This window comes from Burkholderia sp. Bp9015 (genome assembly GCF_003853505.1).
GTDB lineage: Bacteria > Pseudomonadota > Gammaproteobacteria > Burkholderiales > Burkholderiaceae > Burkholderia.
The window spans coordinates 61,113-83,795 of record NZ_QTPZ01000012.1; the positions used below are offsets into that span (position 1 = coordinate 61,113).

Consider the following 22,683-nt stretch of genomic DNA (forward strand, 5'->3'; position numbering starts at 1 on the left):
TCGTGAATCCGCCGTATCGGGCGCGGCGCGCGGAGGGCCCGCGGCGCGTTGGTTTGCAGCGAGTGTAGAAAGCGACGGAACCGTTTTCAAGCATAAAAAACGCCCGCCATCGTCCGATGGCGGGCGTTTTGCGGTTTTCGCCACATTGCGGCATCGCACGATGCCGCCGCGGGCATCAACCCATCTTCGAGAATGCGCTGCACCAGCCCTTCGCCGATACCTGCTTGCCCGGGAATGCACCGCACGGGCCCGACGCCGAGCCCTTCTTGCCCTGGTACAGCATGCAGGCCGCGCAATCCTGGCCCGCTGCGTATTTCGGATACTTCGTCTTGTCGACCTTCGTCGCATCGGCCTTGTAGCCGAGCGCCACGGCGGTCGGATCCGTTTCCGACAGCATCGGCGCATCGGCCAGCGCTTCGCGCGACAGCGCCAGCGCGGACACGGCGCCGATGCTCGTGATCAGGAAACTCCGACGGGATGTTTTCATGGGGGACTCGCTCCAACGTTATCGGTTTGAAAGCCGTTCTGGCGACGGCCGTTCAACAGAATAACGCTCAAGCGCATGAATGTGCGCGCCGAAATGCCGGAGATAAGGGATTTCACACAAGGGATTTCACACGGGTCTCGCCCGGGGTTTCGCACGGCCGGCCCGCACGGATGCGGGCCGTGAGTGTCAGCCATGCGACGTCATGTCGGCGACGCGCTGCCCGAGCGCGAGCGACGCGGTCAGCCCCGGCGACTCGATGCCGAACAGGTTCACGAGGCCGCGCACGCCGTGCTGCGCCGTGCCTTGCACGATGAAGTCGGCCGGCGGCTCGCCGGGCCCCGCGAGCTTCGGCCGGATCCCCGCGTAGGCCGGCTGCAACGCGTCGTCCGGCAGGTCGGGCCAGTACGTGCGGATCGACGTGTAGAACGCCTGCGCGCGCGCCGGATCGACTTCGTAGCGCAGCGCATCGACCCACTCGACGTCCGGGCCGAAGCGCGCGTGCCCGGCGAGATCGAGCGTCAGATGCACGCCGAGCCCCGCGCGGTCGGGTATCGGATAGACGAGATGCGAGAACGGCGCGCGGCCGGACAGGCTGAAGTAGTTGCCGCGCGCGAGATAGAGCGGCGGCACCCAGCGCGGATCGAGGCCGCGCGTGCGGCGCGCGAGCGCCTGCGCGCCGAGGCCCGCGCTGTTGATCACGCACGCGGCCTCGATTTCGGTCGGCGCGTCGCCGCCGGTGCGCACGACGAAGCGGCCGCCGCGCAACACGTCGATCGACTCTACCGGGGATTTCAGCGCGCACACCGCGCCGTCGCGCTCCGCGTCGCCGAGCAGCGCGAGCATCAGCTGGTGGCTGTCGACGATGCCGGTGCTCGGCGAAAACAGCGCCTCCACGCAATCGAGCGCGGGCTCGAGCGTCTGCGCCTCGGTACGCGTGAGCGGCATCAGGTCGAGCACGCCGTTTTCCGCCGCGCGCGCGGCGATCGCCTTCAACTGCTTCACCTGCGCGGCGCTTGTCGCGACGAGCAGCTTGCCCACGCGCCGGTGCGGCACGTGACGCGTCTCGCAGAACTCGTACAGCAGGTCGCGCCCGCGCACGCACGACATCGCCTTCAGCGAGCCGCGCGAGTAGTAGAGCCCCGCGTGAATCACCTCGCTGTTGCGCGAACTCGTGCCCGTGCCGATTGCGTCGGCCGCCTCGAGCACGATCGTTTCGCGTCCGCGCGCGGCCAGCTCCCGCGCAATCGCAAGACCGACGACACCCGCGCCGATCACCACACAATCCATCTGCTCCATGGCGTTTCGCGTCGCTCACGCGTCGAGGGGAGAGAAGAGAATTGTACGTCCCGGTTCGCCCGCCTGCCGAACGCGCTTGCATCGGCATGTCGCGTGCGCCGCGCCGCACGGCGCGACGCGCGCAGGCCGCGGCGAGGCGCGCGCCGCCGGCTCAGAACCCGATCGGCCGGCGCTTCGCCGCGCCCTCGTCGGCGCGGATGTCGGACGGTGCGATCACGTCCCGGCCGTCGAGCCGCGCGGCGCCGAACGCATGCAGCAGCGCACGGCGCATCGTGCGCGGCGGCGTCGCGGCCAGCACGTCGAGCGCGTCGTCGTCGAGCGTGTCGGGGAAGCGCCGCCCCCACGCGTGCGACGTGCGGATCTCGTCGTAGATCGTCTGCGCGATCCGGCGCGCGCCGGCCGCGTCCGGCGGCGCGATCTCGTAAACGTTCATCCGGTTCAGCAGCGGCTCCGGGATCGCCTGCGCATCGTTCGCGGTCGCGACCCAGATCACGTTGCCCGCATCGATCGGCACCTCGGCGAATTCGTCGACGAACGCGCGCGCGGTGTCGTGCTCGAGCAACGCGTACAGCGCGCCGAGCGGATCGTATTGCGCGTCGCTGCCCGCCTTGTCGATCTCGTCGACCGCGATCACCGGGTTCGCGTAGCTGCCGTTGACGAGCGCTTCGAACACCTTGCCGGGCTTCGCGTTCTTCCATTGCGACGATGCGCCCGACAGGATCCAGCCGGCTGTCAGCGAACTCATCGGCACGTAGTGGTACGCGGTGCCGAGCAGTTGCGCGAGCGCCTTCGCGAAATGCGTCTTGCCGATGCCGGGCGGCCCGAGCAGCAGGATCGGCATCAGTTCGAGCCGGTCGTCGGTCTCGAGGCACAGCGCGACCTGCTTGCGCACGTCGTCGAGGGGTTCGGTGAAATTGGGCAGCGCGTCGCCGAGTTCGTCGAACGACGGCATCCGGTTCGGCTTCACGCAAAAGCGCAGATTGCCGGTCTTGAGCATCCGCTCGTAGGTGGCGCGCAGTGCGTCGCTCGCGCTCTCGTTCAGCTCGTTCAACGCGGTCTCGACCTGCTCGAGGTCGTACACCGTGCTGAAGGACGCCACCGCCAGTTCCTGTTTCACCATCGCCGTCGTCATACCAACCTCGCCGCTGCTGCCGTCACACGATCATCAGACCCTTACGATTTCAGTGTAGCGATCCCGCATCGGCGTGCAAGCAAGCAGCCACCGCGGTCTGCTGCTAACACCGTGCGCGCGCTGCGGCGTCGCGCCGCGCGGCGTATGATCGACGGTTCACCGGCCGTCGCGCCGGCCTCGCCACGGCGCCCGCACGGCGCCGCGCGCTTCGTCTCGAAGGGTTGCCGATGTCCGTCCCCGCTGCTGCCCCGCGCGTCGATCCCGACGCGATCCACGCCGTCGACGCTGTCGACGCCGCGCTCAAGTCGCGCCGCGCGATTCGCGCGTTCCTGCCGACGCCCGTGCCGCGCGACACGCTCGAGGCAATCCTCGAAGCCGCGAGCCGCGCGCCGTCGGGCACCAACATCCAGCCGTGGCACGTGTACGTCGCGACCGGCGCGACCCGCGACGCGCTCGCCGCGGCCCTCACCGCGGCATACGACGATCCGGCGCGCGACGAGAAATACGTCGCCGAGTACGACTACTATCCGCGCGAATGGGTGTCGCCGTACATCGACCGGCGCCGCAAGGTCGGCTGGGACCTGTATGGTCTGTTGAACATCGGCCGCGACGAAAAGGCCCGCATGCACGCGCAGCATGCGCGCAACTTCCGCTTCTTCGATGCGCCGGTCGCACTGTTCTTCACGCTCGACCGCGTGATGACGCACGGCGCATGGCTCGACTGCGGGATGTTCCTGCAGGGCGTGATGACGGCCGCGCGCGCACGCGGCCTCGACACCTGCCCGCAAGCCGCGTTCGTGCCGTTCCACCGGATCGTCGCCGAGCATCTCGGCATCCCGGCCAACGAGCAACTCGTGTGCGGGATGTCGCTCGGCCATGCGGACCCGCACGCGATCGAGAACCGCCTCGTCACCGAGCGCGCGAGCGTCGCCGAGTTCGCGCGCTTTTTCGCTTGAAAACGCGTGACGCGCACCTACCTTTCGATCAGGACCAGATCGTGCTGCGAACCCGCGGCGACGCATCGTGTCACGCGACCGTCCGGATCGATCGGGCGTAAGATGTGCGTCCGTTCCCCGCTACCCCGCGTTTCCGGAGAAGTTTCATGCTGAAACACGGCCTGGCCGTCCTGCTCGCGAGCGCCGCGCTCGCGGCCCATGCGCAGAGCGCCGCACCGGCAGCCGTCGCATGGGAGATCCAGGTGGTGCGCGACGGTCAGACGATCGACACGTTCCAGCAACGCACCACCGTCGGTCAGACCCGCACCGACACCCATCGCTATCCGTCCGCCGTGCCCGTCGGCTGCGGCAACGCCGCGCGCGTCGTGCCGACCGAGCGCTCGCGCTCGGTGACGGTCGCGCCGCTCACCGTCGACGACGCCGCCCGCACCGTGTCGCTCGCGCTCGACGTGCAGGAAACCCTCGACGACGAAAACGCGACGCGCAGCGATCCGTGCGTGCCCGCGTCGCCGCGGCAGATCGTCGCGAGCCATCCGGGGCTGTCGGTCGGCGGCGACGCATGGACCGACTGGACGCTCGTCGAGCAACGCCCGCATCTCGTCTACCGCGTGCGCGCGCACGTCGCGAAGGACTGAGCGCCATGTCCGCCGACGCCCTGTCCCTCCCGTTCGCCGAACCGCACGCCGCGCCCGACGAAATCACCGCGGTCAGCTGGAACCTGCACAAGGGCCGCTCGCCGCTCGGCTTCACCGCATGGAACGCGATGCGCAACTGGATGCAGTCGACGCACGCCGACGTGTATTTCCTGCAGGAAGCGATGGCGCGCCGCATGCCGCGTCCGATGCTCGCCCCCGGCTTCGGCGCGCCGATGGACGACGCGGTCGACGACGTGTGGCACTGCCAGGCCACCGAGATCGCGCAAGCGCTCGACTGGCAGATCGCGCTCGGACCGAACGTGTTCAAGCCGTCGTGGCGGCACGGCAACGCGATCCTGTCGCCGCACCCGCTCGACCTCGGCGGCCGCTGGGACATCTCCGCGCACCGCTTCGAGCGGCGCGGGCTGCTGGTCGCGCGCGCGACGCTCGCCGGCGCGCGGCCCGTCACGCTCCTGTGCGCGCACCTCGCGCTCACGCGTGCGGCGCGGCTGCGCCAGATGCACTGGATCGCGCACTGGATCGTGCGCAACGCGGGCGACGACCCGCTCGTGCTCGCCGGCGACTTCAACGACTGGCGCAACGATTCGGTCGCGCTGTTCGCCGAGATCGGGCTGTCCGAGGTCGCGACGCTGCTCGGCGAGTCGGGCCGCACGTTCCCCGCGTTCTCCCCGGCGCTCGCGCTCGACAAGATGTTCGTGCGCGGGCTGACGCCGCTCGAATGGCAGGCGCCGTCCGGCGAAACCGCGTGGCTGTCGGACCACCTGCCGTATATCGCGCGGCTGCGCCTCGATTCGCGGTGACGCGGCAGCACCGCATGCCCGCGACTACCGAAGCGCATATCGCAGCGGCCGGTTCACCTGCGTGACCGGCTCGAAAGCGTGCGCGTTCCGGACCAGCATGTTCGCGGCGCGAAGCTCGCTGCCGATTACTGAAAGCTGTTTGCAAGATTCCGTTGCGCCAAATCCGCGCAGCCGCGCGGGTCAAGCCCGCATCTGCCCCAAGCAGGGTAAAATAAAGAGTTCATCAAACGTCTGTCATCGAGAAGGCGCGTGTCCGACGCGCCGGCCGGCCGATCCGCGATCGGGCCGACGCACTCGGTTTTTTTGCCCGTTTTTGGGCCCGTTACACGCGTCCGCTACGCGCGTCCGTTTTCAAAGCCATGAGCAAATACGACACCGCCACCGTCCAATCCGTCCATCACTGGACCGACACGCTTTTCAGCTTCACCTGCACCCGTGAGCCGAGCCTGCGCTTCAACAACGGCGAATTCACGATGGTCGGCCTCGAGGTCGACGGCAAGCCGCTCGCGCGTGCCTACTCGATCGTCAGCCCGAACTACGAAGAGCACCTCGAATTCTTCAGCATCAAGGTCCAGAACGGCCCGCTGACGTCGCGCCTGCAGCACCTGAAGGTGGGCGACTCGGTGCTGATCGGCAAGAAGCCGACCGGCACGCTCGTCGCCGACAACCTGCTGCCCGGCAAGACGCTGTGGATGCTGTCGACCGGCACGGGCCTCGCGCCGTTCATGTCGATCATCCGCGACCCGGACATCTACGAACGCTTCGACAAGGTCATCCTGACGCACACCTGCCGCCTGAAGGGCGAGCTGGCGTACATGGACTACATCAAGCACGACCTGCCGGGCCACGAGTACCTCGGCGACATCATCAAGGAAAAGCTCGTCTACTACCCGACGGTCACGCGCGAAGCGTTCGACAACGAGGGCCGGATCACCGACCTGATCGCGACGGGCAAGCTGTTCACGGACCTCGGCGTGCCGGCGTTCTCGCCGGAAAACGACCGCGTAATGCTGTGCGGCAGCACCGCGATGCTGAAGGACACGACCGACCTGCTGAAGCAGGCCGGCCTCGTCGAAGGCAAGAACAGCGCGCCGGGTCACTACGTGATCGAGCGTGCATTCGTGGACTGATCGAACCCCGAATTTGTGCCGTATCAAGAACCGGAGCAAAAGCTCCGGTTTTTTTTCGTCCCTACTTGGCGAATTCGTAACAAACTGGGACTATTCCATGTCAAATCGTTACATTTGGATACGCGCAACGCCGGTGCTTTCGTGTCGGTGTTTTTCCTACAGCCAGCTTCATTCCGATTATTCACATTTACCCTTAAACCTCCGTCTGACATGACCTTTTCAAAATTTTTGAGATATTATTCGGCCCGCATGGTTGGCGTCGGGACGGTCATTGAAGGGTCGGACTCAAACGTTACAAATTGTAACTTCTGTTACCTCGGCAAGGGGCGATTCTCTGACGGCGACCGTCATCGAAACGGCAGCCGATCCACGCAGCCAGCCGGTGCCCGAACCGCTTTCTGACAGCAGGGAGAGTCATGGATACGTCGCTCAACGCGCCCCCGGGCGCCCACGCCCCGTTCCCGTCGCAGCCGCGCGTGCCTGGCGACGGCGCGGCAGCAGCCCCCGTGGCCGAAGCCCTGCCCAACCGCGACGCGTCCGCCGCCCGGATCGCGGCGCTGTCCCTTCAGCTGACGGCCGCCGACGAAGCGGCCCGCCGCCATCTGGCCGGCGAACTGCACGACGGGCTCGGCGCCGAACTCACCGCCGCGCGTTTCGCGCTCGCAAACGTTCAAACGTGGCTGCCGGCCGATGCGCCGGAGGGCTGCCTGCGCGCGCTCGAGCTGGCGCAGCGGTCGCTCGACGCCGCGACCGACGCCAACCGCAGGCTGATCGACGAGCGCGACACGCCGGCACTCGACGGCGGCGTCGTCGGCGCACTGTCGACGTGGGCCGACAGCCACGCGGCCCGCACTGGCCTGCGTACGAGCTTCGTCTGCGCGGCCGACGCGCGCCTCACGCAACTCGGCGGCGCCGGCGCGCTCGCGATCTTCCGTGTCGCGCAGGAAGCGCTGTCGAACGTCGCGAAGCATGCGCGCGCGGCGTCCGTCGACGTGCAGATCGACACGGACGCCACGCATCTGTCCCTGATCGTCACCGACGACGGGACCGGTTTTACCCGCAGCCGGCGCGCCGGCTACGGCCTCGCCGGGATGCGCGCACGCTGCGAGGCGTTCGGCGGCAGCTTCGACGCGCGTGCGCCGGAAGCGGGCCGCGGCACGCGCGTCATCGCGCGCTTCGCGTGGGACTCGCTGTTCGCGGTGCCGGCCGCCGCGCGCCGCGCGTCGCTTTCGTGAGGTCGCCATGAGCCTGAACATCCTGCTCGTGGACGATCATGCGATCGTCCGCCAAGGGATCCGCCACCTGCTGATCGACCGCGGTGTCGCGCGCGACGTGACCGAAGCCGAGACCGGCAGCGATGCGATGGCCGCGGTCGACCGCCAGGCCTTCGATGTGATCCTGCTCGACATCTCGCTGCCGGACGCGAACGGCATCGAGGTGCTCAAGCGCATCAAGCGCAAGCTGCCGGGCGCGCCGGTGCTGATGTTCTCGATGTACCGCGAGGATCAGTACGCGGTGCGCGCGCTGAAGGCCGGCGCCTCCGGCTACCTGTCGAAGACGGTGAATGCCGCGCAGATGATCGGCGCGATCCAGCAGGTCGCGGCCGGCCGCAAGTACGTGAGCCCGGCGATGGCCGAGGCGCTCGCCGAATACGTGTCGTTCGAGAACGAACCGCTGCCGCACGAGAAGCTGTCCGACCGCGAATACCAGACGCTCTGCATGCTCGCGTCGGGCAAGCGCCTCACCGACATCGCGAACACGCTGTCGCTGTCGGTGAAGACGGTCAGCGTGTACCGGTCGCGGCTGCTCGAGAAGATGCGGCTGTCGAACAACGCGGAACTGACGTTCTACGTGATGAGCAACCGGCTCGTCGAGATGACGCCCGCGTCGGGCGCCTGATCCGCCGGATTCACCGGAATCGCGCCGTTCACCGCGCCGGCCTGCGCCGCGCCGGCGCCGGCCGCCGAATGCTGCGCGCAAGCGCTTGTTTTGTCGGGCGATTCCGGAGCACGCCGCTGCGCCGCAGCGGGTCTTTCACGCCAAATCGGCTAAAATTGCGGGTTTTCACTCACTCGGCGCCGCCGCGCTCGCGCGCGCCGGAGACACATCCGCAATGTCCCTCTTCCGCAAGAAAAACGTCGATCGCATGATCGCCGGCGCGCACGGCGCCGGGCTCAAGAAAGCGCTCGGCGCAATCGACCTCACCTTCCTCGGCATCGGCGCGATCATCGGCACCGGCATCTTCGTGCTGACCGGCACGGGCGCCGTGCAGGCCGGCCCAGCGCTGATGCTGTCGTTCGTGATCGCCGCGATCGCATGCGGCCTCGCGGCGCTGTCGTACGCCGAATTCGCGTCGACGATTCCGGTCGCGGGCTCGATCTACACGTATTCGTACGCGACGCTCGGCGAGCTCGTCGCCTGGATCATCGGCTGGGACCTGATGCTCGAATACGGCCTCGCGGCGTCGGCCGTGTCGGTCGGCTGGTCGGGCTACCTGCAGTCGCTGCTGCAGGGCTTCGGGCTCTCGCTGCCGACCGTGCTGACGGCCGCACCCGGCGCGATTCCGGGCGTCGTCACGTGGTTCAACCTGCCGGCATTCCTCGTGATGCTGGTGATCACGACGCTGCTGTCGATCGGCATCCGCGAGTCGACCCGCATCAACAACATCATGGTGTTCATCAAGGTGTCGGTTGTGCTGCTCGTGATCGCGGTCGGCGTGTTCCACGTGACGCCCGCGAACTGGAAGCCGTTCATGCCGCACGGCTGGAACGGCGTGTTCGGCGCCGCGGCCGTGATGTTCTTCGCGTTCATCGGCTTCGACGCGGTGTCGTCGGCGGCCGAGGAAGTGAAGAACCCGAAGCGCGACCTGCCGATCGGCATCATCGCGTCGCTCGCGGTGTGCGCGGTGCTGTACGTGACGGTCGCGGCGGTCGCGACCGGCATCGTGCCGTCGGCGCAGTACGCGAACGTGTCGCACCCGATCTCGTATGCGCTGCAGATCGCCGGCGAGAAGTGGGTCGCGGGCTTCATCGACCTCGGCGCGGTGCTCGGCATGCTGACCGTGATCCTCGTGATGAGCTACGGCCAGACGCGGATCATCTTCGCGATGTCGCGCGACGGGCTGCTGCCGGCGACGCTGTCGCGCGTGCATCCGCGCTACGCGACGCCGTTCCTGACGACCTGGCTCGTCGGCCTGTTCTTCGGGCTGATCGCCGCGCTCGTGCCGCTCAACGTGCTCGCCGAGCTGATCAACATCGGCACGCTCGCCGCGTTCTCGATGGTGTCGATCGCGGTGCTGGTGCTGCGCCGCACGCACCCGGAACTGCCGCGCGCGTTCCGTTGCCCGGGCGTGCCGGTGGTGCCGATCCTCGCGGTCGGCGCGTGCCTGTTCCTGATGCTGAACCTGCAGCCCGTCACGTGGGCCGCGTTCGGCATCTGGCTCGTGATCGGCCTCGTGATCTACTTCCTGTATTCGCGGCGCCACTCGAAGCTCGCGCACGGTCACCACGACGCGCATTGACCGCCGCCGCTGCGCGCGCACACCGCGCGCAGCACCCAGCGTGTAGCGGTACGACGCCACGCCGGGCCGGCACCGGCCCCGTGCGCCCCGCTCCCTCCCGCCTGAATCGTCTCCCGCCCGAATCGTCCTCGCCACAGGCGCACCCGCGCGGGCGGCGCGACATGCGCCGCTTCGCCCCGCCCGCGCACGATCGCTGCCCGATCGTCGCGATTTCTTGCCCGATCGTCCGGATTTGCCGCCACGATCTGCACGCTGCCGGCACGCGCGCGCCGGCCGGTTCATAATCCCGCCATCGAACGACGGCCCGGCCCGGCGGGCCGTCCGGCAACAGGAACAGGATGATGGAAAGCGTCGATCTCGATGTACTGAAATCCAGCGCGCGCTGGCTCGACGAAGGGCGCCGCGTGCTGCTCGTGACGGTCGTGAAGACGTGGGGCTCGTCGCCGCGCCCCGAAGGCGCGATGCTCGCGGTGCGCGAGGACGGGCTCGTGGTCGGCTCCGTGTCCGGCGGATGCATCGAGGACGACCTGATCGCCCGCGTGCATGCGAGCGGGATCGCGGCCGACGCGCGCCCGGAAGCCGTCAAGTACGGCGTGACGGCCGAGGAAGCGCACCGCTTCGGGCTGCCCTGCGGCGGCACGATCCAGCTCGTGCTGGAGCCGCTCACGCGCGACAGCGGGATCGCCGCGTTGTGCGCGGAAGTCGAAGCCGGCCGCCTCGTCACGCGCACGATGACGCTCGCGACCGGGCGCGCGTCGCTGTCACCCGCGCAGGCGACCGACGGGCTCGCGTTCGACGGCGAGCGGCTCGTGACGATCCACGGGCCGCGCTACCGGATGCTCGTGATCGGCGCCGGGCAATTGTCGCGCTATCTGTGCCAGATCGCGGTCGGCCTCGACTATCAGGTGACGGTTTGCGATCCGCGCGAGGAATACACGGATGCGTGGGATGTGCCGGGCACGCGCGTCGTGCACACGATGCCCGACGACACGGTGCTCGACATGAAGCTCGACGCGCGTTCGGCCGTGATCGCGCTCACGCACGACCCGAAGCTCGACGATCTCGCGCTGATGGAGGCGTTGAAGACGCCCGCGTTCTACGTGGGCGCGCTCGGCTCGCGACGCAACAATGCGGCGCGGCGCGAGCGGCTGCTCGAATTCGACCTGAGCGAGGCGGAACTTGCGCGGCTGCACGGGCCGGCCGGCATCTACATCGGCAGCCGCACGCCGCCCGAAATCGCGATCTCGATCCTCGCCGAAGTGACGGCCGCGAAGAACAACGTGTCGCTGCCGACGATCCTGCAGGTCGAGGGCGCGAAGGCCGCCCGCGAAATCGCGGCAAACGGCGGCGCGGCCTGCGGCCTCTGAGGCCCCCTCCAAACCGGTCGCTTCGCGCCAGCCCCCCAAGGAGACTTCCTTCGGGACGGAAAACCTGGGGCGGCCCGGCGTTTTCTTGACGCCGTCGCTGCGGTGCAAGGCCGCGCCGGATGGCCGTCATGCGTCGGCGAAAACCGGCGCGCGTCGATGCCGACGTCAGGCGAGTCCCGCCGCGAGCGCCGCAGCGACCGAGCCGGCCACCAGCACCACGCCGACCGTGCGGCGCTTGTTCAGCTCCGTCCACAGCAGCACGCCCGTCAGCGATAGCAGGATCAGCGAACCCGCGATCGTGTCCATCAGCAGCACCCAGCCGAGATTCATGCCGACGCCGCGATGCAGGTTGTTCAGCGTCGTCAGGAACGTGTTGCCGGTGCGCTTCACCGACACGTAGCCGTTGCCGACCCAGTATTCCGCCTGCAGGTTCTGGTGCGGACCGAACAGGCCCATCTGCCAGTGCTCGGGCTGCATCACGCGCTTGTCGCCCCAGGTGACCGGCTGCGCAGGCTCCTTGCGCACGCGGCCCGGCCGGCCGTCGAAGTGCAGTTCCTGCTGGAGCCACTTCGTCATCGCGGCGGGCGACTTCGGCACCGGGTCCGGCAGCGCGATCTGCATCTGCTCGACCTGCGGTTCCCCGGTCGGGATCTTCAGCGGCGGCGCACGGTGGTTCAGCAGTACGCCCGTCACGCCGAACAGCAATCCGAGCACCGCGCCCCACAGTCCGATCCAGCCATGCACCTTGCGCAGCCATTTGATGAAGGTCGCGCGGCGCGAGCGCTGGCGGCGCACCGCCAGTTCGGCGTCGCTCAGGGGCCGTGCGGCCGGATGGAGCACGGTAACGCCCGCGGGGGGCCTGCCGGCCTGCGGGGGGGCGATAGTTTCGGGCGCGTTCACGCGAGAGTATCCATTCGTTCAAAGCAACGGGCGGCGCACGGAAAACGTACGCCGCCAGGACAGCATGAAAATGAGAATGGATATCATTACACAAATGACGCGACCGCTCAATCCGCCGGCACACGCCGGAGCGGGCGAGAAAGTCCAGAGATAACCGAAAAAGCATACAGATCGCGCACAGATTCCGGTCAATAGACGAAAAATGCCGACGAAATGATCGCGAAAGACCCGGACAGCATTTCGCAAGAAAACCCGGGGGGAGGCGTGGACGCGGACTCAGCGACTCAGCGGCGCAGCGGCGGCAACGGAAAGCGCGGCGCGGCGTCATCCGGTTCGGGCTCGGTGCGATCGAGCGCATACAGCCACGCGAGCAGATCCGCGACGGCGTGGTAAAGCTGCGGCGGAATCCGGTCGTCGAGGTCGACCTGCATCAGCAGCGACACCATCTCCGGCGCGGTATGCACGTACAGCCCCGCATCACGGGCACGCGCGACGATCATCTCGGCGAGCAGGCCATACCCCTTCGCGACCACGCGCGGCGCGGCATCGCCGCCTTTCGGATCGTAGACGAGCGCGGCCGCGCGCTTGCGCGACGTCATGCTCATCGCGGCACCTCGTCGTCGGCGCCCGGCATGCCGCCAGCCGCACTGCGCGCATACGCGGCAGCGGCGGCCTGCGCGACGAGCGGATCGAAGCCGTCCGGCTCGTCGCCGACCGCGCGGATCGACAGTCCGCCGAGCTGCAGGCCCGATCCCTCGAACCGTTGCCGCAACGCCGCCTCGTTTCGCGTGAGCCGGTCGGCGCCGGCCGAATTCGCGCGCAGCCGCGCGACGAGCTGCTTGCCGTTCAACACCAGCTCCGCGTCGACCGTGCCGAGCGACGGCAACGTGAGCGTCAGCCGGGTGCGCCAGGCGATCCCGTCCCCCGTGTCGTCGCCGCCGCGCGACGCGCGGCCGCCCGGCTCGTCGGGCTCGATCGTCCAGTCGAGCCGCGCGCCGGGCCATGCCTCGCCCGCCCAGCGAAACTGGTCCGTCGCGAGTGCGTCGAGCTGCTGCCGGACGATCGGCACGGCGGCCGGATGCACGGGAGCCGATGCCTGCGCCTGCGGATCGGCCGACGCGGCGGCCAGTTCGGCGCGCGCCGGCGTCCAGCGCGGGTCGGGATGGTCGCCGAGCGGGTCGGTCAGCGCGGCCGTGCCCGACGCGGTACCCGGCCGGGCGACCAGCTGGGCGTTCTGCACAGGCTCGTGCGGCACTGCACCGCTCGGCGCGGGCGCGCCCGGTTGCATGGCGAATCGCGGCGCGGCCGCCGGCAACGGCAGACGCGGCGCGAGCAGTTCGTCGAGCACATCGGGCGCATCGTGCTGCGCGGCATCCGGGGCGGGCTGCACCGGCACGGTCGTGAGGCGCGCCTGCGGTTCGCGCATCAGCGCGGCGAGCGGGCGCTGGCCGGCCAGCCACTGCGCGAGATGGGATTCGTAGAAGAGGCCGCTTTCGCTCACGGCCTGCGCGAGCGCCGCGCGCAGCGCCGCGACGGGCGGTGCGGCAGCCGCAGCCCGCGTGGCCGCGACGTCGGACGCGGGCGACGCGGTTGAAGAAGTGCTGGAAGAAGCGGTGTAGGAAGCAGTGGAAGAAGCGGCGGCCGAAGCGGCCGGATCGGAGGCGCTCTGCCCGACCGGCGGCGCGGTCGCCGCGCCGCCCAGCAGCACGGAAGGGTCGGCCAGCAGCGGCGTGCGCCCGACGATCACGGGCGTCGCGACACCGCCCGAGCGCGAGATCGCATCGAGCACGAGCGCGACATCGGATAACGCCGTCTGCGCGGACGCCGGCGGCGCGGCCGGCGTGGCCCCCGTCGCGGGCGGCGACGACGCGCCGGCACCCGGCGTGCCGACTTGCGCGGTCGCGCCGCCGCCGGCGGGCGCCGTCACGGTGCCGGCCAGCAGGCTGTCGAGGCGGCTCGCCAGCAGGGCGGCCGCAACGGAGTCGATACCGGTCATGATCGAAGCCTGCTCACCTCAGCCACATCGTTGCGATGCCGGGCACGCGGCTACCGCCGCCCCGGCAAACGGGCACTATCCGCGAGCGCGGTAGAGATCGGTCAATACCTCGGTCGAGCGCCGCGCCTCGAACAGCGCGGACAACCGCGCGACTTCCGGGCTCGCGAGATCGCGGATCGCGGCGTCGTCGGCGAGGATGCGGCGGATCAGCGCGAGCTTGCGGCCGAGGTCCGCTTCGTCGAGCGCGACACCCGGAGCGGCCGCCTTCAACCCGTCGACGAGCCTCAGGAATTCGGCCTGCAACTCCGGCAGCGCGCGCCAGTCCGCGCCGCGCGCCGCGCACAGCATGCGGCCCGACACGGCCGCGAGCGCCTCGTAGCGAGCGAAGTATTCGGCCTTGAGATTCATCGCGCCGCGCCCGCCGCCTGTTGCGCGGCCATGCGCGCGACTTCCGGAGCGATGCCCGTCCATGCTTCCTCGAGCGTCGCGAGCAGCCCGTCGACCTCGACCAGCATCGCGTCGCTCGCGTGCATGTTGGCTTCCAGCAGGCGCCGGCCGATATAGGTGTACAGCGCGTCGAGGCGCTCGGCGATCTGGCCGCCCGCGTCGCGATTCAGCGACACCTGCAGGCCGTTCTCGACGATCCCGATCGCCTTGCCGATCGCTTCGCCGCGTGCGGACACGTTGCCCTGCTGCAAATGCATGCGCGCGAGCGCGATGGCCTGCCGCGCGCCCTGATACAGCATCGCGATCAGCCGGTGCGGGGAGGCGCCCATCACCCCCGTCTCGACGCCGACACGCGCGTACGCACTGGCTCCAGCGTGTCCTGGGGAAAACATGCGCTTCTCCTTGTGATGCGTTGGCTATGCGGTGGCCGCCGCCTTGCGATGCACGACGCGGCCTCGTTCCAGAGTTATCGGAACGGAATTGGAAAGCTTTAGGTGCGCGGGCCGCCGGCGCGGCAGGCAGGCTGCTCCCCTGGGCGGCTGCCCCGGGAAGCCCGTCGCCGGATGCCCGTCGCCGGTTGCCGGCGGGTCAGACCGACATCTGCATGATGTCGTTGTACGCGCTCACGAGCTTGTTGCGGACCTGGAGCCCGAACTGGAAACCGATGTTGGCCTTCTGCATGTCGACCATCACGTCGTTCAGCGACACGTTCGCCGCGCCGACCTCGAACGCGTGCGCCTCGCCGAGCGCGTGCTGCTGGTCGCCGCTGATCTTGTCGAGCGACGCCTTCATCGCGCTCGCGAACGTGCCGGCCGTCGCGGCGCCCGAGCCGGCGAGCGCTGCCGCCGGGCTCCCGACGCCGCCGCTCGCCTGCGCGGCCATCGCCTGCATCTGTTGCAACACCGAACCGATTCCGCTGACGTTGGCAGCCATGTTGTCCCCAGACCTGTAAGAGATGAGACCCGGGCACACCGGGCGTTTCCGACGGCGCCGTACGACGCGCACCATGCCGGATCGCGAAAAAGGATAGCAGCGCGGCGCGCGCCAAAGCCGCGAAAGTACGGGGGAAACCCCGCTCTTTTCGGTCGATCGGAGTCGCGCCCGGGTCCCGATAATCGCATCGTGTCATTGTCCGTCCGCTCGTCCGAGCGGCTCAGTCGTCCCGCTCCGGAGAAACTCCACGCATGGATTCGCAGGCCAACTCGCTGATCAACCCCGACGCCCGCACGGGCCTCGCCAGCCCGGTGCCAGGCGCCACCGCGGCCGCCGCGTTGCCGGGAGCAGGCGGCGCCGGCGCGGACTTCGGGTTCGGCGGCTTCGCGGAACGCATCCCCGGCATCTCGCGGATGAAGGGCAACCCGAAGCTGCCGTTCGTGATCGCGGTCGCGTTCGCCGTCGCCGCGATCACCGCGCTCGTGCTGTGGAGCCGCGCGCCCGACTATCGCGTGCTGTACAGCAACCTGTCGGACCGCGACGGCGGCGCGATCATCACCGCGCTCCAGCAGGCAAACGTTCCCTACAAGTTCGCCGACGCGGGCGGCGCGATCCTGGTGCCGTCGAACCAGGTGCACGAAACGCGCCTGAAGCTCGCCGCGATGGGCCTGCCCAAGGGCGGCTCGGTCGGCTTCGAGCTGATGGACAACCAGAAATTCGGCATCAGCCAGTTCGCGGAGCAGGTGAACTACCAGCGCGCGCTCGAAGGCGAGCTGCAGCGCACGATCGAGTCGATCAACGCGGTGAAAACGGCGCGCGTGCATCTCGCGATCCCGAAGCCGTCGGTGTTCGTGCGCGACAAGGAAGCGCCGAGCGCGTCGGTGTTCGTCGACCTCTACCCGGGCCGCGTGCTCGACGAGGGCCAGGTCCAGGCGATCACGCGGATGGTGTCGTCCGGCGTGCCCGACATGCCGGCCAAGAACGTGACGATCGTCGACCAGGACGGCAACCTGCTGACCCAGACGGCGTCGGCCTCCGGCCTCGACGCGAGCCAGCTCAAGTACGTGCAGCAGGTCGAGCGCAACACGCAGAAGCGCATCGACGCGATCCTCGCGCCGATCTTCGGCGCCGGCAACGCGCGCTCGCAGGTCAGCGCGGACGTCGATTTCTCCAGGCTCGAGCAGACCTCGGAAAGCTACGGCCCGAACGCCTCGCCGCAGCAGACCGCGATCCGCAGCCAGCAGACCAGCACGGCCACCGAACTCGCGCAGGGCGGCGCCTCGGGCGTGCCGGGCGCGCTGTCGAACACGCCGCCGCAGCCGGCCTCCGCGCCGATCGTCGCCGGCAACGGCCAGAGCGGGCCGCAGTCGACGCCCGTCAGCGACCGCAAGGACCAGACGACCAACTACGAACTCGACAAGACGATCCGCCACGTCGAGCAGCCGATGGGCAACGTGAAGCGGCTGTCGGTCGCCGTCGTCGTCAATTACCAGCCGGTGGCCGACGCGAAGGGCCACGTGACGATGCAGCCGCTGCCACCCGCGAAGCTCGCCCAGATCGAGCAGCTCGTGAAGGACGCGATGGGCTACGACGAGAAGCGCGGCGACTCGGTGAACGTCGTGAACAGCGCGTTCTCGACCGCGAGCGATCCGTACGCCGACCTGCCGTGGTGGCGCCAGCCGGACATGATCGCGATGGCGAAGGAAGCCGCGAAGTGGCTCGGCATCGCGGCGGCCGCGGCGGCGCTCTATTTCATGTTCGTGCGCCCGGCGATGCGCCGCGCGTTCCCGCCGCCCGAGCCGGCCGCGCCGGCGCTCGCGGCGCCGGAGGATGCGGTCGTGCTCGACGGCCTGCCCGCCCCGGACAAGGCCGACGAGCCCGATGCGCTGCTGCTCGGCTTCGAGAACGAAAAGAACCGCTACGAACGCAACCTCGACTACGCGCGCACGATCGCCCGCCAGGATCCGAAGATCGTCGCCACCGTCGTGAAGAACTGGGTGTCCGATGAACGCTGAAGGCCTGACCAAGAGCGCGCTGCTGCTGATGTCGATCGGCGAGGAAGAGGCCGCTGAAGTATTCAAGTTCCTCGCGCCGCGCGAGGTGCAGAAGATCGGCGCCGCGATGGCCGCGCTGAAGAACGTCACGCGCGAGCAGGTCGAGGACGTGCTGCAGGAGTTCGCGAGGGAAGCCGAGCAGCACACCGCGCTGTCGCTCGATTCGAGCGATTACATCCGCTCGGTGCTGACCAAGGCGCTCGGCGAGGACAAGGCCGGCGTGCTGATCGACCGGATCCTGCAGGGCAGCGACACGAGCGGCATCGAGGGCCTGAAGTGGATGGACTCGGGCGCGGTGGCCGAACTGATCAAGAACGAGCATCCGCAGATCATCGCGACCATCCTCGTGCACCTCGACCGCGACCAGGCGTCCGAGATCGCATCGTGCTTCACCGAGCGGCTGCGCAACGACGTGCTGCTGCGGATCGCGACGCTCGACGGCATCCAGCCGGCCGCGCTGCGCGAGCTCGACGACGTGCTGACCGGCCTGCTGTCCGGCAGCGACAACCTGAAGCGCAGCCCGATGGGCGGCATCCGCACCGCGGCCGAGATCCTGAACTTCATGACGAGCAATCATGAGGAAGGCGTGCTCGAAAGCGTGCGCCAGTACGACGCGGAGCTCGCGCAGAAGATCATCGACCAGATGTTCGTGTTCGAGAACCTGCTCGACCTCGAGGATCGCGCGATCCAGATGGTGCTGAAGGAAGTCGAGTCGGAAACGCTGATCATCGCGCTGAAGGGCGCGCCGCCCGCGCTGCGCCAGAAGTTCCTCGCGAACATGTCGCAACGCGCGGCCGAACTGCTCGCCGAGGATCTCGACGCGCGCGGCCCGGTGCGCGTGTCCGAAGTCGAGACGCAGCAGCGCCGCATCCTGCAAATCGTCCGCAATCTCGCCGAAAGCGGCCAGGTCGTGATCGGCGGCAAGGCGGAAGACGCGTATGTCTGATTCCGCGCGCGAGCCCGCCGGCACCCTCACCGCGTACCAGCGGTGGGAGATGGCGTCGTTCGATCCGCCGCCGCCCCCGCCGCCGCCCGACGCTGCCGCAGCGGCCGCCGCCGCGCTCGCCGCGGACCTGCAGCGCGTGCGCGACGCCGCGCATGCCGAAGGCCATGCGGCCGGTCACGTCGAAGGCCAGGCGCTGGGTTATCAGGCCGGTTTCGACCAGGGCCGCGAGCAGGGTTTCGAAGCCGGCCAGGCCGAAGCCCGCAAACAGGCCGCGCAGCTCGCGGCGCTCGCCGCGTCGTTCCGCGAAGCCGTGTCGAGCATCGAGCACGATCTCGCGTCCGACCTCGCGCAGCTCGCGCTCGACATCGCGCAGCAGGTCGTGCGCCAGCACGTGAAGCACGATCCGGCCGCGCTCGTCGCGGCGGTGCGCGACGTGCTCGCCGCCGAACCGGCGCTGTCCGGCGCGCCGCATCTCGCGGTGAATCCGGCCGACCTGCCCGTCGTCGAAGCCTATCTGCAGGACGAACTCGATACGCTCGGCTGGAACGTGCGCACCGACGCGTCGATCGAGCGCGGCGGCTGCCGCGCGCACGCCGCGACGGGCGAGGTCGACGCGACGCTGCCCACCCGCTGGCAGCGCGTCGCCGCCGCGATCGGCAAGGTGAGCGCATGGTGACGCCCACGCCCGAATCGATCCTGCACGACGGAATGACGCCGCTCGAGCGCGAACTCGCGCTCGCGTCGTTCGGCCCCGACGGTCCGCACGACACCGCGCACGACGCGCCGGCACACGCGACGGATGCCGCCTGCGACACGCCGCGCGCGCCGCACAATCCGCATCTCGCGCACTGGCGCACGCACCTGAACGGGCTCGCGACACGCAGCCACCGCGCGCTGCCGCTGCGGCCGTGCGGGCGCCTCACGCGCGCCGCGGGCCTCGTGCTCGAGGCGATCGGGCTGCGCCTGTCGGTCGGCGCCGAATGCACGATCGAATTGCCGCCCGGCAGCACGCTGCCGCACGCGGAAGCGGAAGTCGTCGGGTTCTCCGGCGATCGCCTGTTCCTGATGCCGACCACCGACGTCGCCGGCGTCCTGCCCGGCGCGCGCGTATGGCCGCTGGAGGCCGCGCCCGTCGCCGATCCGCTCGCGGGCGCCAAGCGGCTGCCGGTCGGCTGGGAAATGCTCGGGCGCGTCGTCGACGCGTCGGGCCGCCCGCTCGACGGCCTCGGCCCGCTCGGGTCGAAGGTCGATGCGCCGCTGTCGGCGCCGTCGATCAACCCGCTCGATCGCGAGCCGATCCACCACGTACTCGACGTCGGCGTGCGCGCGATCAACGGCCTGCTCACCGTCGGCCGCGGGCAGCGGATGGGCCTGTTCGCCGGCTCCGGCGTCGGCAAGTCGGTGCTGCTCGGCACGATGGCGCGCTACACCAGCGCGGAAGTGATCGTGATCGGGCTGATCGGTGAACGCGGCCGCGAAGTGAAGGAATTCATCGAACAGATCCTCGGCGAGGACGGGCTCGCGCGCTCGGTCGTCGTCGCGGCGCCGGCCGACGTGTCGCCGCTGCTGCGGATGCAGGGCGCCGCCTACGCGACGTCGCTCGCCGAGTATTTCCGCGACCAGGGCAAGCACGTGCTGCTGCTGATGGATTCGCTGACGCGCTACGCGATGGCGCAGCGCGAGATCGCGCTCGCGATCGGCGAGCCGCCCGCGACCAAGGGTTATCCGCCGTCGGTGTTCGCGAAGCTGCCCGCGCTCGTCGAGCGCACCGGCAACGGGCCCGAAGGCGGCGGCTCGATCACCGCGTTCTACACGGTGCTGACCGAAGGCGACGACCAGCAGGACCCGATCGCCGACTCGGCGCGCGCGATCCTCGATGGCCACGTCGTGCTGTCGCGCGCGCTCGCCGAGGCCGGCCACTATCCGGCGATCGACATCGAGGCGTCGATCAGCCGCGCGATGACCGCGCTGATCGACGAACCGCATCTCGACCGCGTTCGGCAGTTCAAGCAGATGCTGTCGCGCTACCAGCGCAATCGCGACCTGATCGCGGTCGGCGCCTATGCGCCCGGCCGCGACGCGCAGCTCGACCGCGCGATCGCGCTCTACCCGCGCATCGAATCGTTCCTGCAGCAGGGCTTTCGCGAATGCGCACCGTTCGAATCGAGCCTCGCCGCGCTCGATGCGCTGTTCGACGTACACGGAGGCTGATCCCGATGGCACACGGCTTTCCCCTTCAACTGCTGCTCGACCGCGCGCAGGAAGATCTCGATACGGCCGCGAAGCAGCTCGGCACCGCGCAGCGCGACCGCACCGCTGCCGCCGAGCAGCTCGATGCGCTGCTGCGCTATCGCGACGAATACCACGCACGCTTCGCGCAGTCCGCGCAGAGCGGGATGCCGGCCGGCAACTGGCGCAATTTCCAGGCGTTCATCGACACGCTCGACGCTGCGATCGCGCAGCAGCGCAACGTGCTGGCCGCAGCTGAACGCCGCATCGACGAGGCGCGCCCGAACTGGCAACAGAAGAAACGCACCGTCGGCTCATACGAAATCCTGCAGGCGCGCGGCGTCGCGCAGGAAGCGCAGCGTACCGCGAAGCGCGAACAGCGCGACGCCGACGAACACGCCGCGAAGATCCTGCGCATGCGGGCCGACGCCGCCCGCTCGGCATAGCCGCTCACCGCTTTCGAACGAGAGAATCGTCATGCCTCCCCTGCCCCTGCTCGGCGCGCTGCTCGACACCGCCGGCACCGCACTCAAGGCCGTCCGCGACGCGGGTTCGTCGGCCGCCGCCGGCAACGATGCCGCCGCCAGCCCGGCCGCCGTGCCGTTCGCACAGACGCTGAAGCAAAGCGTCGACACGCGGCACGACGCGACGAATGCCGGCATGCCGGACGCCGCGACGAAACAGGTGTCGGCGACGCCGGCCGCCGGCACCAAGCCGTACGGCACGGGCGACGACAAGCCGATCGACGATGCGAACGCGACGCCCAATCCCGACGCCGCCGCACTCGCTGCGGCCGCCGCCGTGCAGGCGCAACTGCTGGCTCGCACGAACGACGCGGCGCCGGCCGATGCCGACAGCACCGCTGCCGCCGCGCAGACGACGGCCGTGTCCGGCCAGCCCGACGCCACGGCCGCGCTGCCGAATCATGCCGGCAAGGATGCGGCCGCCGAGCCGGCTGCCCCCGCGTCGGGTCGCGACGCGCTGCAGGCCGCGCTGGCGAAGCTGACCGGCGGTGCGGGCGCGATCGCGATGCCCGCGACGGGCGCGGCGGCGACCGCAGCGCCGGCACCGGCAGCGACGACGTCGGCCTCGGCCGCCGCCCCGCTGACGCCGAAGGTCCCGACCTTCGACCGCGCGCTCGCCGACGCCAAAGGCGCGCCCGCGACACAGCAGCCCGCCACGCAGGCCGCCGCACCGCTGCAGGCCGGCGCAACGGCCCAACCCGCCGCGCAACATGCATTCGCGGCCGCCGAAGAAACCGCCAGCCCGGCCGCCGACGCAACGGTCGCTGCCGCCGCCACGGCTGCGGCAGCCGCCCAGGCGAACCTCCAGGCATCGCCCGCCGCAAGCACGATCGCCGCGGCCAATCCGCACGTGCTGGCCCCGCACGTCGGCACCGCCGACTGGACGGATGCGCTGAGCCAGAAGGTCGTGTTCCTGTCGAATGCGCACCAGCAGAGCGCCGAGCTGACGCTGAACCCGCCGGACCTCGGCCCGCTGCAGGTCGTGCTGCGCGTCGCGGACAACCACGCGCATGCACTGTTCGTATCGCAGCACGCGCAGGTGCGTGACGCGGTGGAAGCCGCGCTGCCGAAGTTGCGCGAGGCGATGGAAGCGGGCGGGCTCGGCCTGGGCAGCGCGACGGTCAGCGACGGCGGCTTCGCGTCGCAGCAGCAGAACCCGCAGCAAAGCTTCGCCGGCGGCCGGTCGTCGCCGCGCGCGCGCGCCGGATCGTCAGCCGTCGACGCACCGGTCGACGCCGCGCAATCCGCATCGGCCGCCGCCACCGTGAGCCGCGCGGGCCTCGTCGATACGTTCGCCTGAGCATCGCGTC

General features: G+C 69.7%; 23 protein-coding genes. 14 read left to right on the top strand and 9 right to left on the bottom strand.

All coding sequences use genetic code 11. The annotated features are described in order from the left end of the window. Window positions 1-175: 175 nt before the first annotated feature. From DIE12_RS14995 to DIE12_RS15005, 3 genes are all read right to left on the bottom strand, one after another. Entirely contained in the window at window positions 176-487 is a 312-nt protein-coding gene (locus DIE12_RS14995; protein WP_021163765.1) for a high-potential iron-sulfur protein, read from the bottom strand. Between the two features lie 186 nt (window positions 488-673). Next, window positions 674-1,783, bottom strand: a complete 1,110-nt coding sequence (locus tag DIE12_RS15000; protein WP_124520541.1) for an NAD(P)/FAD-dependent oxidoreductase — start codon at window positions 1,781-1,783, stop codon at window positions 674-676. Window positions 1,784-1,934: 151 nt separating this feature from the next. Then, window positions 1,935-2,915 (bottom strand): AAA family ATPase, encoded by a 981-nt coding sequence (locus tag DIE12_RS15005; protein ID WP_044848851.1) that lies wholly within the window; start codon window positions 2,913-2,915, stop codon window positions 1,935-1,937. Between the two features lie 227 nt (window positions 2,916-3,142). Between DIE12_RS15005 and DIE12_RS15015 the strand changes: the two genes are divergently transcribed. The 8 genes from DIE12_RS15015 to DIE12_RS15055 all read left to right on the top strand — a co-directional run bounded on the left by DIE12_RS15015 (window position 3,143) and on the right by DIE12_RS15055 (window position 11,344). Further along, window positions 3,143-3,871, top strand: a complete 729-nt coding sequence (locus DIE12_RS15015; RefSeq protein WP_124486663.1) for a nitroreductase — start codon at window positions 3,143-3,145, stop codon at window positions 3,869-3,871. Between the two features lie 146 nt (window positions 3,872-4,017). Further along, a complete protein-coding gene (locus tag DIE12_RS15020; RefSeq protein ID WP_044848849.1) occupies window positions 4,018-4,506 on the top strand; it encodes a hypothetical protein in 489 nt (162 codons plus the stop codon). 5 nt (window positions 4,507-4,511) lie between these two features. Then, a complete protein-coding gene (locus DIE12_RS15025; protein ID WP_124520542.1) occupies window positions 4,512-5,327 on the top strand; it encodes an endonuclease/exonuclease/phosphatase family protein in 816 nt (271 codons plus the stop codon). Window positions 5,328-5,686: 359 nt separating this feature from the next. Further along, window positions 5,687-6,457: a ferredoxin--NADP reductase gene (locus tag DIE12_RS15035; protein ID WP_059535031.1), complete on the top strand. Its 771-nt coding sequence runs from the start codon at window positions 5,687-5,689 to the stop codon at window positions 6,455-6,457. A gap of 416 nt (window positions 6,458-6,873) precedes the next feature. Continuing rightward, window positions 6,874-7,692, top strand: coding sequence for a quorum system sensor histidine kinase RqpS (rqpS, locus tag DIE12_RS15040; RefSeq protein WP_124520543.1), 819 nt, complete (start codon window positions 6,874-6,876; stop codon window positions 7,690-7,692). Between the two features lie 7 nt (window positions 7,693-7,699). Further along, entirely contained in the window at window positions 7,700-8,356 is a 657-nt protein-coding gene (gene rqpR / locus DIE12_RS15045; RefSeq protein WP_044848845.1) for a response regulator transcription factor RqpR, read from the top strand. Window positions 8,357-8,570: 214 nt separating this feature from the next. Next, a complete protein-coding gene (locus tag DIE12_RS15050) occupies window positions 8,571-9,977 on the top strand; it encodes an amino acid permease (RefSeq protein ID WP_124520544.1) in 1,407 nt (468 codons plus the stop codon). 341 nt (window positions 9,978-10,318) lie between these two features. Further along, a complete protein-coding gene (locus DIE12_RS15055; RefSeq protein ID WP_044848843.1) occupies window positions 10,319-11,344 on the top strand; it encodes an XdhC family protein in 1,026 nt (341 codons plus the stop codon). A gap of 165 nt (window positions 11,345-11,509) precedes the next feature. Here DIE12_RS15055 and DIE12_RS15060 read toward each other — a convergent pair whose 3' ends face one another. From DIE12_RS15060 to fliE, 6 genes are all read right to left on the bottom strand, one after another. Continuing rightward, window positions 11,510-12,244, bottom strand: coding sequence for a PepSY-associated TM helix domain-containing protein (locus tag DIE12_RS15060; protein ID WP_124520545.1), 735 nt, complete (start codon window positions 12,242-12,244; stop codon window positions 11,510-11,512). A 284-nt stretch (window positions 12,245-12,528) separates the two neighbouring features. Beyond that, entirely contained in the window at window positions 12,529-12,849 is a 321-nt protein-coding gene (locus tag DIE12_RS15065; protein WP_124520546.1) for an EscU/YscU/HrcU family type III secretion system export apparatus switch protein, read from the bottom strand. Beyond that, window positions 12,846-14,240 carry a flagellar hook-length control protein FliK gene (locus DIE12_RS15070; RefSeq protein WP_124520547.1) on the bottom strand — a complete coding sequence of 465 codons (1,395 nt, stop codon included), beginning with the start codon at window positions 14,238-14,240 and terminating at the stop codon, window positions 12,846-12,848. Before DIE12_RS15070 ends, DIE12_RS15065 begins: the two co-directional genes overlap by 4 nt. Before the next feature lie 75 nt (window positions 14,241-14,315). Beyond that, the gene (locus tag DIE12_RS15075) at window positions 14,316-14,648 is read right to left on the bottom strand and encodes a flagellar protein FliT (RefSeq protein WP_044849239.1); all 333 of its coding nucleotides are present in this window, start codon (window positions 14,646-14,648) and stop codon (window positions 14,316-14,318) included. Further along, window positions 14,645-15,079 (bottom strand): flagellar export chaperone FliS, encoded by a 435-nt coding sequence (fliS, locus tag DIE12_RS15080; protein WP_044849240.1) that lies wholly within the window; start codon window positions 15,077-15,079, stop codon window positions 14,645-14,647. Before fliS ends, DIE12_RS15075 begins: the two co-directional genes overlap by 4 nt. 196 nt (window positions 15,080-15,275) lie before the next feature. Further along, window positions 15,276-15,620: a flagellar hook-basal body complex protein FliE gene (fliE, locus tag DIE12_RS15085; RefSeq protein ID WP_044849241.1), complete on the bottom strand. Its 345-nt coding sequence runs from the start codon at window positions 15,618-15,620 to the stop codon at window positions 15,276-15,278. Between the two features lie 251 nt (window positions 15,621-15,871). Between fliE and fliF the strand changes: the two genes are divergently transcribed. From fliF to DIE12_RS15120, 6 genes are read left to right on the top strand one after another with little or no spacing between them, the layout of a single operon-like run. After that, on the top strand, window positions 15,872-17,635 hold the full coding sequence (gene fliF, locus DIE12_RS15095) for a flagellar basal-body MS-ring/collar protein FliF (protein WP_044849242.1): 1,764 nt from the start codon (window positions 15,872-15,874) through the stop codon (window positions 17,633-17,635). Then, window positions 17,625-18,620 carry a flagellar motor switch protein FliG gene (fliG, locus tag DIE12_RS15100; protein WP_124486673.1) on the top strand — a complete coding sequence of 332 codons (996 nt, stop codon included), beginning with the start codon at window positions 17,625-17,627 and terminating at the stop codon, window positions 18,618-18,620. Before fliF ends, fliG begins: the two co-directional genes overlap by 11 nt. Then, complete coding sequence (gene fliH / locus DIE12_RS15105; protein WP_124486674.1) at window positions 18,613-19,296, top strand: flagellar assembly protein FliH; 684 nt, start codon at window positions 18,613-18,615, stop codon at window positions 19,294-19,296. The genes fliG and fliH overlap by 8 nt, the downstream gene beginning before the upstream one ends. Further along, window positions 19,290-20,831, top strand: a complete 1,542-nt coding sequence (fliI, locus tag DIE12_RS15110) for a flagellar protein export ATPase FliI (protein ID WP_124486675.1) — start codon at window positions 19,290-19,292, stop codon at window positions 20,829-20,831. The genes fliH and fliI overlap by 7 nt, the downstream gene beginning before the upstream one ends. 5 nt (window positions 20,832-20,836) lie before the next feature. Then, the gene (gene fliJ / locus DIE12_RS15115; RefSeq protein WP_044849246.1) at window positions 20,837-21,295 is read left to right on the top strand and encodes a flagellar export protein FliJ; all 459 of its coding nucleotides are present in this window, start codon (window positions 20,837-20,839) and stop codon (window positions 21,293-21,295) included. 31 nt (window positions 21,296-21,326) lie between these two features. Further along, window positions 21,327-22,673: a flagellar hook-length control protein FliK gene (locus DIE12_RS15120; RefSeq protein ID WP_124520548.1), complete on the top strand. Its 1,347-nt coding sequence runs from the start codon at window positions 21,327-21,329 to the stop codon at window positions 22,671-22,673. The last annotated feature ends 10 nt before the right edge of the window (window positions 22,674-22,683 follow it).